At 44.8% G+C, this 15,456-nt stretch carries 11 protein-coding genes; 9 read left to right on the plus strand and 2 right to left on the minus strand.

Features of this window, described 5'->3' with window-relative positions; genetic code table 11:
• The first annotated feature begins 202 nt into the window (after nt 1–202).
• A complete protein-coding gene (locus AC5SXE_RS02140; RefSeq protein WP_310848476.1) occupies nt 203–1,546 on the plus strand; it encodes an HD domain-containing phosphohydrolase in 1,344 nt (447 codons plus the stop codon).
• On the opposite strand, the gene AC5SXE_RS02145 is transcribed toward AC5SXE_RS02140, so the two are convergent.
• Entirely contained in the window at nt 1,543–3,333 is a 1,791-nt protein-coding gene (locus AC5SXE_RS02145; RefSeq protein ID WP_310848474.1) for a methyl-accepting chemotaxis protein, read from the minus strand. The genes AC5SXE_RS02140 and AC5SXE_RS02145 overlap by 4 nt on opposite strands.
• Nucleotides 3,334–3,751: 418 nt before the next feature.
• Between AC5SXE_RS02145 and dapF the strand changes: the two genes are divergently transcribed.
• Nucleotides 3,752–4,615 carry a diaminopimelate epimerase gene (gene dapF, locus AC5SXE_RS02150; protein WP_310848472.1) on the plus strand — a complete coding sequence of 288 codons (864 nt, stop codon included), beginning with the start codon at nt 3,752–3,754 and terminating at the stop codon, nt 4,613–4,615.
• 176 nt (nt 4,616–4,791) lie between these two features.
• Nucleotides 4,792–6,036: a dicarboxylate/amino acid:cation symporter gene (locus tag AC5SXE_RS02155; RefSeq protein WP_493916466.1), complete on the plus strand. Its 1,245-nt coding sequence runs from the start codon at nt 4,792–4,794 to the stop codon at nt 6,034–6,036.
• Between the two features lie 234 nt (nt 6,037–6,270).
• Here AC5SXE_RS02155 and AC5SXE_RS02160 read toward each other — a convergent pair whose 3' ends face one another.
• The gene (locus AC5SXE_RS02160; RefSeq protein ID WP_310848468.1) at nt 6,271–7,032 is read right to left on the minus strand and encodes a fumarylacetoacetate hydrolase family protein; all 762 of its coding nucleotides are present in this window, start codon (nt 7,030–7,032) and stop codon (nt 6,271–6,273) included.
• 84 nt (nt 7,033–7,116) lie between these two features.
• Here AC5SXE_RS02160 and AC5SXE_RS02165 point away from each other — a divergent pair, with 84 nt between their 5' ends.
• The 6 genes from AC5SXE_RS02165 (at nt 7,117) to AC5SXE_RS02190 (ending at nt 15,431) form a co-directional block, all read left to right on the plus strand.
• Complete coding sequence (locus tag AC5SXE_RS02165; protein WP_493916467.1) at nt 7,117–8,001, plus strand: VIT1/CCC1 transporter family protein; 885 nt, start codon at nt 7,117–7,119, stop codon at nt 7,999–8,001.
• 833 nt (nt 8,002–8,834) lie between these two features.
• Nucleotides 8,835–10,382 carry a histidine ammonia-lyase gene (gene hutH, locus AC5SXE_RS02170; protein WP_493916468.1) on the plus strand — a complete coding sequence of 516 codons (1,548 nt, stop codon included), beginning with the start codon at nt 8,835–8,837 and terminating at the stop codon, nt 10,380–10,382.
• Between the two features lie 297 nt (nt 10,383–10,679).
• Nucleotides 10,680–12,074 (plus strand): Na+/H+ antiporter NhaC, encoded by a 1,395-nt coding sequence (gene nhaC, locus AC5SXE_RS02175; RefSeq protein ID WP_310849291.1) that lies wholly within the window; start codon nt 10,680–10,682, stop codon nt 12,072–12,074.
• Nucleotides 12,075–12,122: 48 nt separating this feature from the next.
• Nucleotides 12,123–13,133, plus strand: a complete 1,011-nt coding sequence (locus AC5SXE_RS02180; protein ID WP_493916469.1) for a pyridoxal-phosphate dependent enzyme — start codon at nt 12,123–12,125, stop codon at nt 13,131–13,133.
• 225 nt (nt 13,134–13,358) lie between these two features.
• Nucleotides 13,359–14,009, plus strand: a complete 651-nt coding sequence (locus AC5SXE_RS02185) for a cobalamin B12-binding domain-containing protein (protein WP_310848459.1) — start codon at nt 13,359–13,361, stop codon at nt 14,007–14,009.
• Nucleotides 14,010–14,054: 45 nt separating this feature from the next.
• Nucleotides 14,055–15,431 (plus strand): monomethylamine:corrinoid methyltransferase, encoded by a 1,377-nt coding sequence (locus AC5SXE_RS02190; protein ID WP_332636634.1) that lies wholly within the window; start codon nt 14,055–14,057, stop codon nt 15,429–15,431.
• Nucleotides 15,432–15,456: the final 25 nt, after the last annotated feature.

Below are 15,456 nucleotides of genomic sequence, written 5' to 3' on the forward strand. Positions count from 1 at the left end.
ATATATTACAATGCCACCAACTATATTATGAAAATGCTACAATTGTATATTGGAATTTTCTATTATTTGTGTTGTAGATAAAGCTTAGTAGGGTACTGAAATTATTAAACATCATAAGAACCCTTTAAATTTTTATTTAAGCTATGATCTGATAAAGCAGAACTGTACTTAAATCGATTAGAAAGGTTGGGTGTCTACATCAGTGATTAACTTGGTGAAAAAGTTTTCTCACGAGGCCATCATTGTGTTAACAGAATTGGGAGAGGTAATGTTTGCTTCACCGAGTATTGAGTGGTTTATAAGTACTTTGCCAAAAGACCTGATAAATAAATCTATATATGATTACATCGACGAAAACGATATCCCAAAGATAAAAAAATGCATCGCAACCTGCACATCACAACCTGAGGGTGTGGCAACAGCCAAATATTGGGTAATAGACAGCAAAAGAAAAAATAAAGTCTTCGTTAAAGCGGCACATTACAACCAATTAAATGATCCAGATATAAATGGCATAGTCACAAGCTGGAGTGATATTACGGATGAGTTCAAGGCACAGGCAGCTCTGGAAAAGGAACGATCGCGCCTAGAATGTTTATTTTATAACAACCCTGAAGCTATTGTGTTAACCAACAGCAATAATTATGTTACTCAAGCGAATGAATCCTTCTGTAAGACTTTCGGCTATAGCAAGAAAGAGGTCCTGGGCAAACACATTGATGAACTCGTGGCGGCCGATACGCCCTTTTATGGGGAGGCTTTCAGTGTAAGCGTTCGAGCAACCTTCGGAAATCTTGTTGACATTGAATCGGTTAGAAAGAAAAAAGACGGTACCTTGTTCGAAGTAGCCATCACTGCAGTTCCTGTAATTTTTAAAGGTGAATCTTGTGGTGTTTATACAATTTATCGCGATATCTCTGAAAAGAAAAAAGCTGAAGAGAAGTTAAATGAATACGTAAATTACTTAGAAAGGGTGTGTATTCAAACCATAGCGGCCTTAGGATCCACCCTCGAAAAAAGAGATCCTTATACGGCGGGCCATCAACGCAGGGTTGCCAAATTAACTGAGGCCATCGCAACGCACCTTGGGTTAAACGAAGATGATGTCAAGGCTGTTTGCATGGCATCTCCCGTGCACGATATAGGAAAAATAAAGATACCTGCAGAGATATTAACCAAACCGACGTCGCTCACACCTGAGGAATACATGCTCGTCAAAGCTCACCCTCAGGTGGGTTTTGAGATTTTAAAAGGGGTAGAATTCCCATGGCCCATAGCCGAGATAGTTTACGAACATCACGAAAGACTGGACGGAAGCGGATATCCACAGGGGCTGAAAAATGACAAGATCCACCCTTTAGCACTTGTACTTGCCGTTGCCGACACAGTCGAAGCAATGGTATCTGATCGTCCCTACAGAAAAGCCTTGCCCCTTGAGACTGCCTTGAGCGAGATTCTAATGCTCAGGGGCAAGCATTTTGACCCCGACGTCGTCGATGCTTGCGTGAACTTGTTTAAAGTTGACGGTTTTACCTTCGATAATTAAGTGTAATTGCCTTCTGAAAGCATGATCTCGTTCCTCGAGGATATTTTTTCTTCCTCAGTCAGTTCATCGGTTAGTTTAAATACTTTCACTTGATTCTCTAAAATCGCAGCCAGCGATGCCAAATCTTGAGATCCCTTCGCAACACCTGAAATAACGTCCGATACTTTTGCAATATTATCTAATAAATTTTCAACAGATTCATTTAAGTTGGACGATTTCTCACTCAAGTTTTGAACAGTACTTGCAATTTCCTCAGCCGAAGCAGCTTGTTCCTCCGCAACTGCAGCCATGTCCTGAGCAGCGCTAGCTATTGTTTCGAGGGAGTGCATTATCTTTTCTATTGCACTTTCAGCATTACTCGCTTCTTCTTTGGCACGCTCAGTTATTTTCGCATTCTCTTCGGTGGCTGCCACTACGCTTTCAAGGTCTCTTACTATGGTTTCCGCCAAATTGGTTATCTGCTCCGCTGCGTTGTTAGACTGTTCGGCTAACTTTCTGACCTCCTCCGCTACTACGGCAAATCCCCTACCGTGCTCGCCTGCTCGCGCTGCTTCAATCGCAGCATTAAGAGCGAGTAAATTGGTTTGATCCGCGATTTGACCTATTGTCCCAACGAAAGTTTGGATGTGTCTAGCCCTAGCACCTAAATCGTTAACTACAGCGACCGATTTTTTTGCACTATCTGACACTTCAACGGAAGAAACCACCGCTTTTTTCACGGCATCTATGCCTTCTTGAGCAAATTGTCTGGCAATTTCAACTTGTTCTGCTACATCGGTACTACGTTTGGCTGCCGATTGCGCTCCTGCTGCAACTTCTTGCGAGCTTGCGCTTATTTCCTCAACGGCGGATGCCAAAAACAAAACATCCGAAGAGACTTGATCAACTTCTTTTCTTCCTCCTTCCATGATATGGCTTGCTTCCTCAGCGGATGCAGAAAAATCATCGGAAGATAAAGCGAGATTGCGGCTGGTATTTATTACCACAACCAAAGCTTCCTTAAACCGCGAAAGCAATTTTCCTATTGCTTTCAAAACATCTCCTATTTCGTCTTCACCGGTGCTTTCGATCTCCTTCGATAAGTCGAGATCGTCGGCTATGCTGTTGACAAAGCTGACCATATTTTTTAGGGGCAAATTAATAGAGCGCGTTAACATGAAACCAAATAATAATGCTACAACTGCTGCTACAACTACAATAGCTATAGATCTTTTGGTAGCAGAATCTATTGCTTGAGAGATGGAATCGGCCGTCAAATCCATATCAAGGGCAGCGAAGGCAAAAGTTTCATTAATGCTTCCTGTCAACATATTAGTGTCAATATAGATTTTGTTGACCTCGTTCAGCACTTCCGATTCTGAAGCTTCCTTTGCTATCATTTCATTTATAGCGTTCATAGCAGTCAACCAACGATTGAATATTTCAGCTGTACTGTCATATCTGTTCATTGCCTCTTCGGTAAGAAGTACACAGCCATATTCTTCAAAGGCCAACTTGGCGTTTTGAAGCAAACTTTCGATATTTCTCGACTCCAAATGCCAAGTTGCCTTGGGTTCGTTAATTACCTTATATACACTGCTCATAGCGTTAACTATGTTGACATTGGCCTCTGCCGCATACCTAATGCTTTTGCCGCTCTGCCTTAAAAGCTCGACGTTTTCCTTTTGGCCCTTTACGAACCCCAGGAGATACCAAGAAGTACATATGTTAGCGATGATCAAAATAATTACCAACAATAATAACCGAGTTCTTATTTTGGAAAATCTTAAAAAACCGTCAGCAACCACTTACGACACCTCCGCAGAAGAATAAGATAAATTTTAAATCCTATATCGACGATACCTTGGTCAATGCCCATGAAAAATCATATCAGGCGGGAAAAATGTATAATTGGTTCACCTCATGGGGCTTGACGTTGTCAACCATTTCGTTCGCTTCAATAGTATTATAAGTACTATAGGAAATTTTAGTTTAATTTTACATTAGAACATTTTTGCACTTGTGCTGAAAACACATCATCCAAAGAGCTCGTATTCTAATTTGAACAAATATGCACGTTTAATATAGCATATCGCTTAATTTGAATCCTCCTCGATTTTTTGACAGCGATAAACTATTAAAGACAGAGGCCTCATCGCTTATGAACAATCCTTGCAAACGGTGTAAAATTGCTTTAATGATATCATTAAAGGAGGTAGCTCATAAATGATATCCTTTACGAAAACCCACGGTAACGGAAATGATTTCATCATAATAGAAGACAAAGACAACAATTACAGTGACGGGGAACTTGCCAATTTGGCTAGGAAAATATGTCGTCGAAAAACATCGCTGGGCGCAGATGGCGTTTTAGTTTTGGGAAGCTCGTGTAACGGTGATTTTTCAATGAGACTTTTTAACGCCGATGGATCGGAAGGTGAGATGTGTGGCAACGGAGCCAGGTGTATAGCAAGATACGCATATGAAAAGGGCCACGCGAAAAAAGACATGGTCTTTGAGACCAAGTCTGGATTAATAAGCGCACACGTAAATTCCCCTTATGTCAGCATAGAAATGGGAAAAATCGATATCAGAAACATCAAAGAGGGAAACGTGGAAACCGTTGAGGTGAGGTTACCATACCTTGCTTTTTACGTTGGTGTGCCTCATTGTGTTGTATTTGTTCAGGGTCTTAATGAAATTACGCGCGATGATTTGCTAACTTTAGCGCGTAATTTACGAAAAAAAGGGACAATCTTCGATGAGGGTACCAATGTAAATTTCGTGGAGGTAAAAAACGACCATTTAATAGCGATAACATACGAGCGCGGCGTAGAAGATTTTACGTTGTCCTGTGGCACTGGTTCCATCGCATGCTGCTTGGCATCTCACTTACGATATAATACTCCAACGACGATCGACGTTAAAAACCCGGGAGGCATAAATAAAGTAACCCTACGTTTTATGTCCAATGAAGTTTTAGAAGCGACGCTTACTGGCAAGGCCTTCATCGTAGCTGTTGGCAATTTCACTAAAGAAGCTTTAATTCCGGACGAGGACGCTCTCAAAGATCACTGGCGAAATATCTAAGGGCATGAAGGGGAAATTCCTGCCAGCTACTTGTTGCATTTACCACATCGCTTGAGCCTGCATATATGTAAAAATGTAATATTGTACATAATTTGGTACAGATTGATATTTTATTATCAAAGGCTAAACAGTCAAGCATCGTCAATTGTTAACAAATACCACTGGAGGTGGCAAAAATGACCAAAAGTCGGTCAAGTGCGCTAAAAACCTACGGGTTTCCGATCGTTTTGCTAATTTCCATCATTATCGGTTCGACTTTAGGGGCCTTGATGGGCAAGGATGCCCTGGTTTTCAAACCCTTCGGGGACGCCTTCATCAATCTGATGTTCATGATAGTAGTGCCCTTGGTGTTTTGCACGATTTTAAACGCTGTAGCCAGCATGTCATCTTTAAAGCGACTGGGAAGGGTCCTTGGAACTACAATCGCAATATTTCTTATAACAGGAGTTATAGCAGCTTTGATCATGCTTGTAGCAGCGGTTTACTTTCCTCCAGCCGAGGGCATAGTGATCGAAAGCATTGCCCCGCAAGAGTTTGAGCCATTAAACACGGCCGAACAGATAGTAAAAGCCTTTACTGTAGAAGATTTCAGGGATCTTTTATCCAGACGTCACATCTTGCCCCTTATTATATTTTCCATTTTGCTTGGCATAAGTCTGAACGCCTTGGGAGAAAAAGCACGTCCCGTGATAGACATGGTATCCATCCTCTCTGACGCCATGTTATATTTGGTGAAGATCGTGATGTATTACGCTCCAATTGGCCTTGGAGCATACTTTGCAACCCTCGTCGGCGATTTTGGCCCTCAACTTCTTGGTTCCTACGCAAGAGCCATGATAGTGTATCACATAGTAACCTTTGGATATTTTTTTATTGCTTTTACCTTATACGCCTACATTTCAACTAGCGGCCAAGGAGTGGGAACTTTTTGGAAAAACATAATAACACCAGCCATTACCGCCCTGGCAACGGGAAGCAGTAACGCCACGTTGCCCGTGAATTTAGAGGCCGCGAAAAATATAGGTGTCCCTGAAGACATAAGAAACATGGTTTTACCTTTAGGGACCACAATTCATATGGAGGGGTCCTGCTTGAGCGGCATCCTGAAAATATCCTTTCTCTTTGGCTTTTACGGACTTAACTTCTCCGGGTTGAACACCTTCACTACGGCCGTGGCAATAGCAACGTTAAGCGGTGTGGTGCTTTCAGGCATACCAGGCGGGGGACTGGTGGGGGAAATGCTGATCGTCAGTTTATACGGATTCCCACCAGAGGCTTTCCCCATCATAGCCACTATAGGGTTTCTCGTGGATCCGGCGGCCACAATGGTCAACGCCACGGGAGACACTGCTTCAGCCATGTTAGTGGCGAGACTGCTTGAGGGGAGAGATTGGTTCAAGAAGGCACAAAGCGAGCTTTAATATACTCGAATCATTGAGTCCAATTTAAGACGGAATACTAAAAAGGGGTTTTTCTTTAAAAACCCCTTTTTAGTATTAAAACCCGCTGGAGTTTGCTAAAAAACAGTGAAGGATGGTCTTGATTTTTAGCGACAAAAACCTTAAAAACATTAAATTTTTGTGAATTACATTATTTATAATATGACTATAATGAAAGGTCATCAGCAAAATGTTGTCATGCTATTTTTATTTAAATTACTGACATCCAATAGTAATTTGTAGGGTACCTATGCCCTCCACCGTAACTGACACAACGTCTCCTACGTGCAACTCTCCCACTCCGCTTGGCGTTCCCGTTAATATGACATCTCCCGGCAAAAGTGTCATAAAGCAGGAGGTAAAACTTAGTATTTTCTTTAGCGAAAATATCATCAATGAGGTTCTGCTATTTTGCACAACCTTACCGTTTACTTCAGTTTTTATGCCCAGATCGGTTGGATCTAAGTCAGTTTCAATCCAAGGCCCGAGAGGACAAAACTTATCCGCCGATTTCGCTCTTACCCATTGTAAATCTTGGCGTTGGGCATCTCTGGCCGTAAGATCGAAAGCACAAGTGTATCCCAAGACGTATTCAAGGGCAGCATCTTCGGGGACCATCTTCATGGGCTTTGAGATTACTGCGGCAAGTTCTCCTTCGTAATGAAACTCTTTTGTGAAATGAGGATAAGGTATCACTTCCTCTGGATTAGCTAAGGCATTAGGGGCTTTCAAAAAAAGTCCTGGCTCTGTTGGCAATCGGCTCGCGTCGCCGTCCATTTCTTCTATGTGATCCACGTAATTTTTCCCCACGCATATTATCTTTGTAGGTTCTGCGGGAGCAAGAAGTTGAATATTAGCAAATGGAAAATCAACGCCCGTAAAATCACCTTGAAGGCCTTTCGTTTCTTTGATAATGTCTCCTTCTACAACACCCCAACGTATAACGCCTTTTTCGTCGGCAAATCGTGCTACCTTCACATCAAACCCTCCTTCTATAATGTAAAATGGGTTGAAGACTTGATTAGCATTATACGATAACGCCGACAAAAGGGAGGGATCATCTTGAATGATCTTAATTCTAAGTTAGACGAAAGACTGATGAAGGCAGTATTAAAAGCACAAAAAACTGAGACGACCGAATACATCGTTTACAAAAAGCTTGCCAAAAAACACAGAGGTAAAAATGCGGACATACTGGGGCGTATATCTCAAGACGAGGCGCGTCATGCCTTAGTGTGGGAAAAATACACCAAGACCAAGGTAAGGCCAAATCGTTTATCCATATTGTTTTATACATTAACAAATCTATTGTTTGGCACAACTTTTACATTAAAGTTAATGGAGATCAACGAAGAGAGGGCACAAAAAAAGTACGAGCATTGGTTAACCTTGCTCCCTGAGGCCCAAAAAATACTTCAGGAAGAGGAAGAACATGAACAGGCCTTGTTAGATCTAATAGACGAAGAAAGGCTAAAATACACAAGCTCCATAGTCTTGGGTTTAAATGACGCTTTAGTCGAGCTGACTGGTACCTTGGCGGGGTTGACGTTTGCCCTGGCAAACAGCAAGGTCGTTGGCCTCGCCGGCTTGATCACGGGCATAGCCGCCTCCCTTTCAATGGCTGCCTCGGAATATCTGTCGCAAAAATCTGAAAAAACGGAGAAGCATCCTCTGAAGGCCTCCATGTACACAGGAACTGCCTACGTCATAACAGTCATGCTACTCATATTTCCCTTCTTCGCTACTTCTTCTCCCTATACCGCGTTGATATGGAGTATGACAAACGCCTTACTCGTCATAGCTTTTTTTACCTTTTTCGTCTCCGTTGTAAAGTCCACAAGTTTCAAGCTCATGTTTACAGAAATGGCAGCGCTTAGCTTTGGAGTGGCTGCCGTATCATTTGTAATAGGATCCTTCGCCAACAGGTTGTTAGGAACTTCGCTTTAAACACAATTTCTCGTCTCACAATACATATGAGGCCGAAGAACAGTAAAAACAAGGAGGGGGCGGCACCCCTCCTTGAGTATCTTTTAATTCACCTTCTGTATGGGATGTATAAAGTATCAACATTATCCAAAAACCATCCATTGGATAAATCTCAAACCCCAGGTCTTTAGCAATTATCATGACAGTCATCGCGAAAAAGGCCGTATTCTTCGCAGCTCCTTAATATTTTCTTTTTCTCGTAACTTTTGACCGATATGACTTCCCGATGTATATCCACTCTATTCCCTTTATCTTGCAATCCTCACAAATTTCGCCACCACCTCCAACCATATCGTGAAAGTATGCCATGATCAGATCTCGCAAAATTGAACATGCACATTTCGCGAAATGTGAAATTCGAAGAAATACTGAGATACACGAAGAATATCCGAGGATTTATTGGTAAATCCTCGGATATTCTTCGTGTATGCACTATAAAAATAAGCCATCGTAATATTTTAAACAAAATCGTGTTTTACATTCGGTGAAAGTGGTGTTAAAGTGAGTGCATACCTAAAAGTACAGAACCTATTCAATTATCCTCAAAAGCTTTATTGACTGTGCTTCGTTGACTTATCATCTTTCTCTTAAAGTTTTTAGGATCCGCCCCATGGCTGCGATATTTTGGAGTAATGAACTTTGAAAAATGGAATCTCATCGCCTTGTCAGTATTAATCTAAGTTTGTTTAGAAAACTAAATTGCGATTGTATTATTAACAATAAGAAGGGCATTTAACAACTGGGTTATGAAGTTTTAAGAGGTACTAGGCATAACTTTAAAGGGAGGGGCAAACATGGGAACAGTTCACCTTAACGGTCATTCTTTAACGTTGGATGATGTCATCAAGGTCGCCCGTTGCGGTTACAAGGTGGACCTGGATCCGGCCGCAAAGGCCTTCGTCAAACGAGGAGCTTCCGCTGTAGAAGAGTGGGTGAAGGAAGGCAAGATAGTCTACGGGATCACCACGGGGTTTGGAGACCTGGCTTCCGTCACCATACCTCCCGAGCAAAGTGAAATCCTCCAGGAAAACTTGTTGAAAAGCCACGCTTCCGGCGTGGGCGAACCCTTCGCCGAAGACGTGGTGAGGGCCATCATGTTACTTCGCATCAATACCTTGATCAGGGGCTTTTCCGGCATCACCCTGGAGACCTTGTCCCTATTGGTGGATCTGCTAAACAACGGAATCCATCCCGTCATACCCTCTCAAGGTTCAGTGGGCGCCAGTGGAGACCTGTGTCCCCTCTCCCACCTTGCCCTTGCCCTTTTGGGCTTAAGTGATGTCTTTTATAGGGGTCAAAGGATGCCTGCCGCCGAAGCCTTGGAACAAGCCTGTCTTAAACCCGTCAAATTAAAGCCCAAGGAAGGGCTTGCCCTAAACAATGGCACGGCCGCCACAACGGCCATCGCTTCGCTGGTCCTTTGCGATGCCTTAAACTTATCCAAGGTGGCCGACATAGCAGGTGCCATGTCCTTAGAGGCCCTTCACGGCGTCCCCTATGCCTTTGACTCGAGGACGCACGACTTGAGGCCCCATTTCGGCCAAAGGTCGAGCGCATCGAACATTAGGCGCCTCATCGAAGGAAGCGAGATCATAGAGGCTTTCAGGGGCTCGCGAGTGCAGGATGCCTACTCCCTTAGGTGCATCCCCCAGGTACATGGGGCAAGCCGCGATGCCTTGGACTTCGTCCGCCAGAAAATTGACATAGAGATTAACTCCGTCACCGACAACCCTCTGATCTTTCCCGCCGACGGCGAGGCCTTGAGTGGGGGCAACTTCCACGCTCAACCCATAGCCTTGGCCATGGACTTTTTGGGCATTGCAGTTGCAGAGCTTGCCTGCATATCGGAAAGGCGAGTGGCAAGGCTCATCGACCACAAATTATCCGGCCTTCCGGCCTTTTTGATGGAAAATAGCGGAGTCAACAGCGGCTTCATGATACCTCAATATGTCTGTGCCGCCCTTGTCTCCGAAAACAAGGTCCTTGCACACCCTTCCTCGGTGGATTCCATTCCTACCTCGGCAAATCAGGAAGATCACGTCTCCATGGGAGCTTACGCTGCAAGGAAGGGACGCACCATACTGTCAAATGCACAGAAGGTCATCGCCATAGAGCTGCTGGCGGCAGCTCAGGCCCTGGACTTCAGTTCGCCCCTCAAACCCGGCAAAGGCGTTTATGGAGCCTACAGGCTCATCAGAAAAAAGGTCCCCTTTTTAGAAGAAGATGTCTTCATGGCTCCCCTGATAGAGGAAGTAATGAGTCTCGTAGAAAGCGGTGAAATCATAAAGGCAGTGGAAGAGGAGATAGGTGAACTGGATTTAGGTCAAATATCAAAGCCTTGATAGTCTGCCCAAAGAGGAAACTTTGGGCTCTGCTCCTCACTCCCGTGAGATAGCATTTATAGTTTTAAAGCTGACACAAGTATCCTGACGTAAGCCCTACAGGTGTTTAAATGCAAATTGAAGGGGCGACAAGAAAAACAGCAATTTAACGAACATGTTCAGTCTTAGGGGGATAATAGCGCTGATAGTCAATAAAAATCAGAGATTGAATGATTGGAGGTGCGTAGATCCAGGTGTGAGCAGTACCTGCATTAGTTTGTTATCGAATTAATCAGGAGGTGGCCACAAGTGAACACCATGAAAAAGGGACCCACATTCACACAAGCGTTGGTTGTATTTTTAGTTATAGTAGCTGTTATAATTTTTGGGCTTGTCGTAATGAAGGTAGACGCCCATGTATTATTAATACTAGGGACATTCATTGCCGCTATTGCATCTTTAAAGCTGGGATATGAGTGGAAAGATTTGGAAGCTGCTATGTGCAACAGCGTTTGTCGTGCAATGTCAGCCATGTTTATCTTTATATTAATAGGTATGGTTGTAGGTGCGTGGATTCAGGCAGGAACAGTACCCGCTTTAATTTATTATGGATTAGGAATTATTAGCCCAAAAATATTTTTACCGGCTGTACTGATAATATGCTCCATTGCGTCCGTAGCAACTGGGAGCTCATGGACTACAGTAGGCACTGTCGGATTAGCATTGATGGGAATAGGGCAAGGCCTCGGAATCCCCCCACAGATTACAGCAGGAAGTATCATATCCGGAGCATACTTTGGGGATAAAATGTCCCCGCTTTCTGATACGACTAATCTTGCTCCTGCTATGACTGGCACAGATATCTTTACTCACATAAAGGCAATGATGCCCGCAACGGTGCCATCATACATATTGTGCTTTATTCTCTACGCTTTAATTGGGCTGCGATATGGGGGCGGAATGCTGGATGTAGCTACAATTGAAGAAATTCAAGCTACTTTAGCAAAAAACTTTAATATAAATCTCATTATCTTATTGCCCGCAATTATTACCCTCACTTTAAGCATCATGAGAGTTTCTGCAATTCCAGGATTAGCCATTGGAGCCATTTCTGGCTCGATAGTCGCAATATTAATGCAAGGAGCGACCTTGCATGATGCTATAACAGTTCTGAACTATGGTTTTGAAATAGAGACTGGCGTTACCGTTGTTGATGAACTACTAAACCGAGGCGGTATTCAAGGAATGATGTGGACTTTTTCCCTTGCTTTCTGTGCACTTGCCCTAGGCGGAATCCTAGATGAAATGGGCTATATGAACGTTATTGTAGAAAGAATGACAAGAGCCATAAAACGACCAGTTACTCTTGTTGCGGCAACGATAATATCGTGCTGGGTATCAGTGATTGCCATGGGTGAGCAATATCTCTCAATAATTTTAAACGGAAGGTTATTTAAGGACGCTTATGATAAAGCCGGGCTTGCCCCTGAGATGCTTTCAAGGGTTCTGGAAGAAGGAGCAACTTTGGGCTCAGCCTTAGTCCCATGGACAACATGTGCTACGTTTGCAGCACCAATTCTTGGGGTGCCAACGCTAAGGTATGCTCCTTGGGCATTTTTTAATTTCATAAATCCCCTTGTCTCAGTAATTCTAACCGCTATGGGTCTTTTTGTGTTTTACAAAAATGACATAGAAAGTCATGCTCATGAGTAAAAGACAAAACGACAGTTACCTGAGGGGATCTGATTTGGAGGAAGCTAGATGAACAGAGCGTTGCTTTTATATAATGCATTGCGAAAATTTCCAAGGGTAGATATAGGTATTTTCCCCACGCCAATACAACAACTGCATAACCTTGAAAAAAGGGTGGGTCACAGCCCTCTGTGGATAAAACGCGATGATCTTACAGGCCTTGCCTTCGGTGGAAATAAGACCAGAAATCTTGAGTTTCTACTGGGAGATGCAGTGAGCAAAAATTGCGACACTATAATCGTTCCTGGCCCAATACAATCAAACCTATGCTGCATCACAGCGGCAGCAGCGAATAAACTTGGATTACGTTGCATACAAATATTTAACGATGAAAAACCCACTGAAATAACGGGCAATTCCACATTGAACTATCTCTTGGGCGCGGATTCACGCTATATAGGCAAGGTAGATTTAGACGCACAAGCTAAATATATGGAGAATCTTGCTAGCAATTTAAAAGCAAAGGGAGAAAGGCCATACGTTGTATATAATGGCGCCTCTACACCCTTGGGAGCTCTGGGATATGTAAAAGCTGCTCTTGAAATTTACGAGCAAGTATTAAAAAGTAAAGCAAATATGGAGAGCATTGTTATATCTGCGGGATATGGCGGTACGGCAGCAGGATTGATTTACGGCATTGGTGTTCTGGGAATTCCCTTCAAAGTCCATGTGATTAGTGTAGAGTTTGACAAGCAAACTTTGAGATCTATTTTTCAAAATTTCATGCTTGAACTAGAAAGGTTGCTGGGGTTATCTTTCGATTGTTCTATCGATGATGTGGCTGTTATATATGATGACTACATGGGCGAAGGTTGGGGATGTTCAACAAAAGAATCCGAGAAAATGGTACATCTTTTTCCGCAAACAGAAGGAATCTTCCTTGAAAAGGTATACACTAGCAAACCGTTAGTGGGAATGATGGATTTGCTCAGCAAAAAAGCCTTCGCCTCAAGAGAAGGAGCCTGTTATTGGCACACTGGGGGATTGCCAGCATTATTCGCCCAGGTTAAGCAAGGCTAAACTTGAAATATTTCGTCACGTCATGGACATACGAAATTAAGCAATAGAAGAGACAGTCTATGTGGAAGGGGGAAGGAGCTGCAAAGGAGTAGGTAGAATTTTTGGGGATAGATACAGAAACATGGAACACATACTAAAATACCTACAAAATAATATCAGGATATTAATAGCCACTAACAAAACCCAAATGCATATATCCAGATTCATAACAAGGAGGTAGTCGTAATGAACAAAATTATACAGTTGAGGGAAGCTGTAGTGACGGGAGATTCGGAGCAGGCTATCAACATCGCAAAGGAGCTGCTTGAGTCCGATATTTCAGTGAAGGATGTGGTAGATAACCTAACGGAGGCAATGCAGGATTTGGGGGAAAAATTCGAGAGATTTGAGGTCTTCTTGCCCGAGCTGGTCGTAGCGGCCGATGCCTTTATCTCCGCCATGGAAATACTTAAGCCAAAAATAGATCAAGAGTACGCCGCAACCGGCGCCGCCAAGAAGCCCACCGTAGTGATTGGCACCGTTTCCGGCGACTACCACGAAATTGGCAAGACGGTCGTTGGGCTCCTGCTGCAGGCCAACGGATTCGAAGTCGTAGATCTCGGCGCCGACGTTGACCACGTTGCCTTCATAGATGAAGCCAAGAAGCACAAGGCGGACATCGTGGGGCTGTCGGCCCTCATGACCACGACCATGCCAGCTCAGCAGGAGTTCATCAAAATTGCCATGGAGGCCGGCGTGCGCGACAAATTTAAGATAATGATCGGCGGAGCTCCCACGTCGCGGGAGTGGGCCGAGGAAATCGGAGCGGACGGCTGGGCCTTCGACGCCTTTGAGGCCGTTGAAGTTGCAAAACAGCTCGCCGCACGGACTGCATAAAGTCCCATAACACGAAGGAGGAAGAAAATCATGTCAAATTTTCGCATGTGGGAGGTCTTCGGGAAGGCCTTGGACGGGCCCTTTTATAGGGACCAAAACGAATACATCATCAAGCGCTTCATTCCCATAATGAAGGATGTAATCAAAAAATACGAAATAAAGTGGGATCGCGAGACTGTCGTCAACACTGATGACAAATTCGCCGATACGGTTTGGAACGCCGCCAAGGAGTTCTTCATCAGGGTGGGCGTCTACCACCAAAACGCCCACAGAGTAATGGAGTTCTCCGAAGAAGAGGTAAACGAGGTGCTCGAGAGCCTCGAGCCGGAGTACACGGTCGGGGCAGGTCACGACCAGAGGAGGTTGGGCATCCGCTCGGTCGAAGACGGCGTTCATCGCCCCTTCCACCTCTTCAGCCCCGATGCCAACTTCAGCACCGACATCCACAAAAAGGCCTGCATGGCCTATTTGAAGGAGCCCCTCCTGGACGGGCTTTGTGCCCCCCTGCTGGAGGACTTCATGGGGCGCAAGGTGACCTCGAACGCCCCCACGGAGGTGGCCGCAGCGATGGAACACGCCATGAACCTGCGCGATGCCCAGCGATTGGTCGGCCGTCCCGACGTATATACCGTCTCGGTCGGAACTGCCGAGACGGATCAGGCGCAGATCGCCGCCGCCAACCCCTCGTGGGGAGTGCGCCCCCAACATCTCGATGGACGAATGGTCTCAATCTTGACGGAGATGACGACCAACAGCCAGATGCTAAATAAGTCCTTTCACTATCGCAGTTACGGCAACGTCTTCGGGAACCTCGCAGGGGCCGTCTACGGAGGATATGCCGGCGGGATCGAAGGAACGTTGATCCTGCAGACGGCCTACGCAATTGAGGGCGCCTGCCTCTACGGAAGCATCTGGACGCTGCACTTCCCCTTCCACTTGAGATGGCAGTCCACGACGACCCGCGAGCTGCTGTGGTTGCAGAGCGTCCTCTCTCAGGCCATCGCTCGCAATTCCAGGCTTTCCTTCTTCAACAACCTCTTCGCCAATGCAGGGCCTGGAACGGATCAGGTATACTACGAATCTGCAGCACATGCCTTGGCCATAGAGCCATCTGGCGGACATCCATGGGGTTGTGCCACATGTCGAAATAAATTCACCGATAGGGCGACTCCGCTGGAAAGCCGCTTCTATCACGAAACGGCGAGGGCATCCTTCAGGAATCGTATATCGCGAGAGAAAGCCAACGAGATCTGCATCAAGCTCCTGGAAAAGTATGAGGAAAACATCCCCATCGACAATTACGGCAAGACCATACAGGAAGTCTACGACATGGACAAGATAGTGCCTCGCCAGGAATATCTGGATCAATTTAAGCGCATGAAGGAAGAGCTGGCCGAGCTTGGGGTGGAATACCCCTACTAGGGCACAGCCGGCGGAAGGTCGCCAT

It is taken from the genome of Acetomicrobium sp., assembly GCF_059026225.1.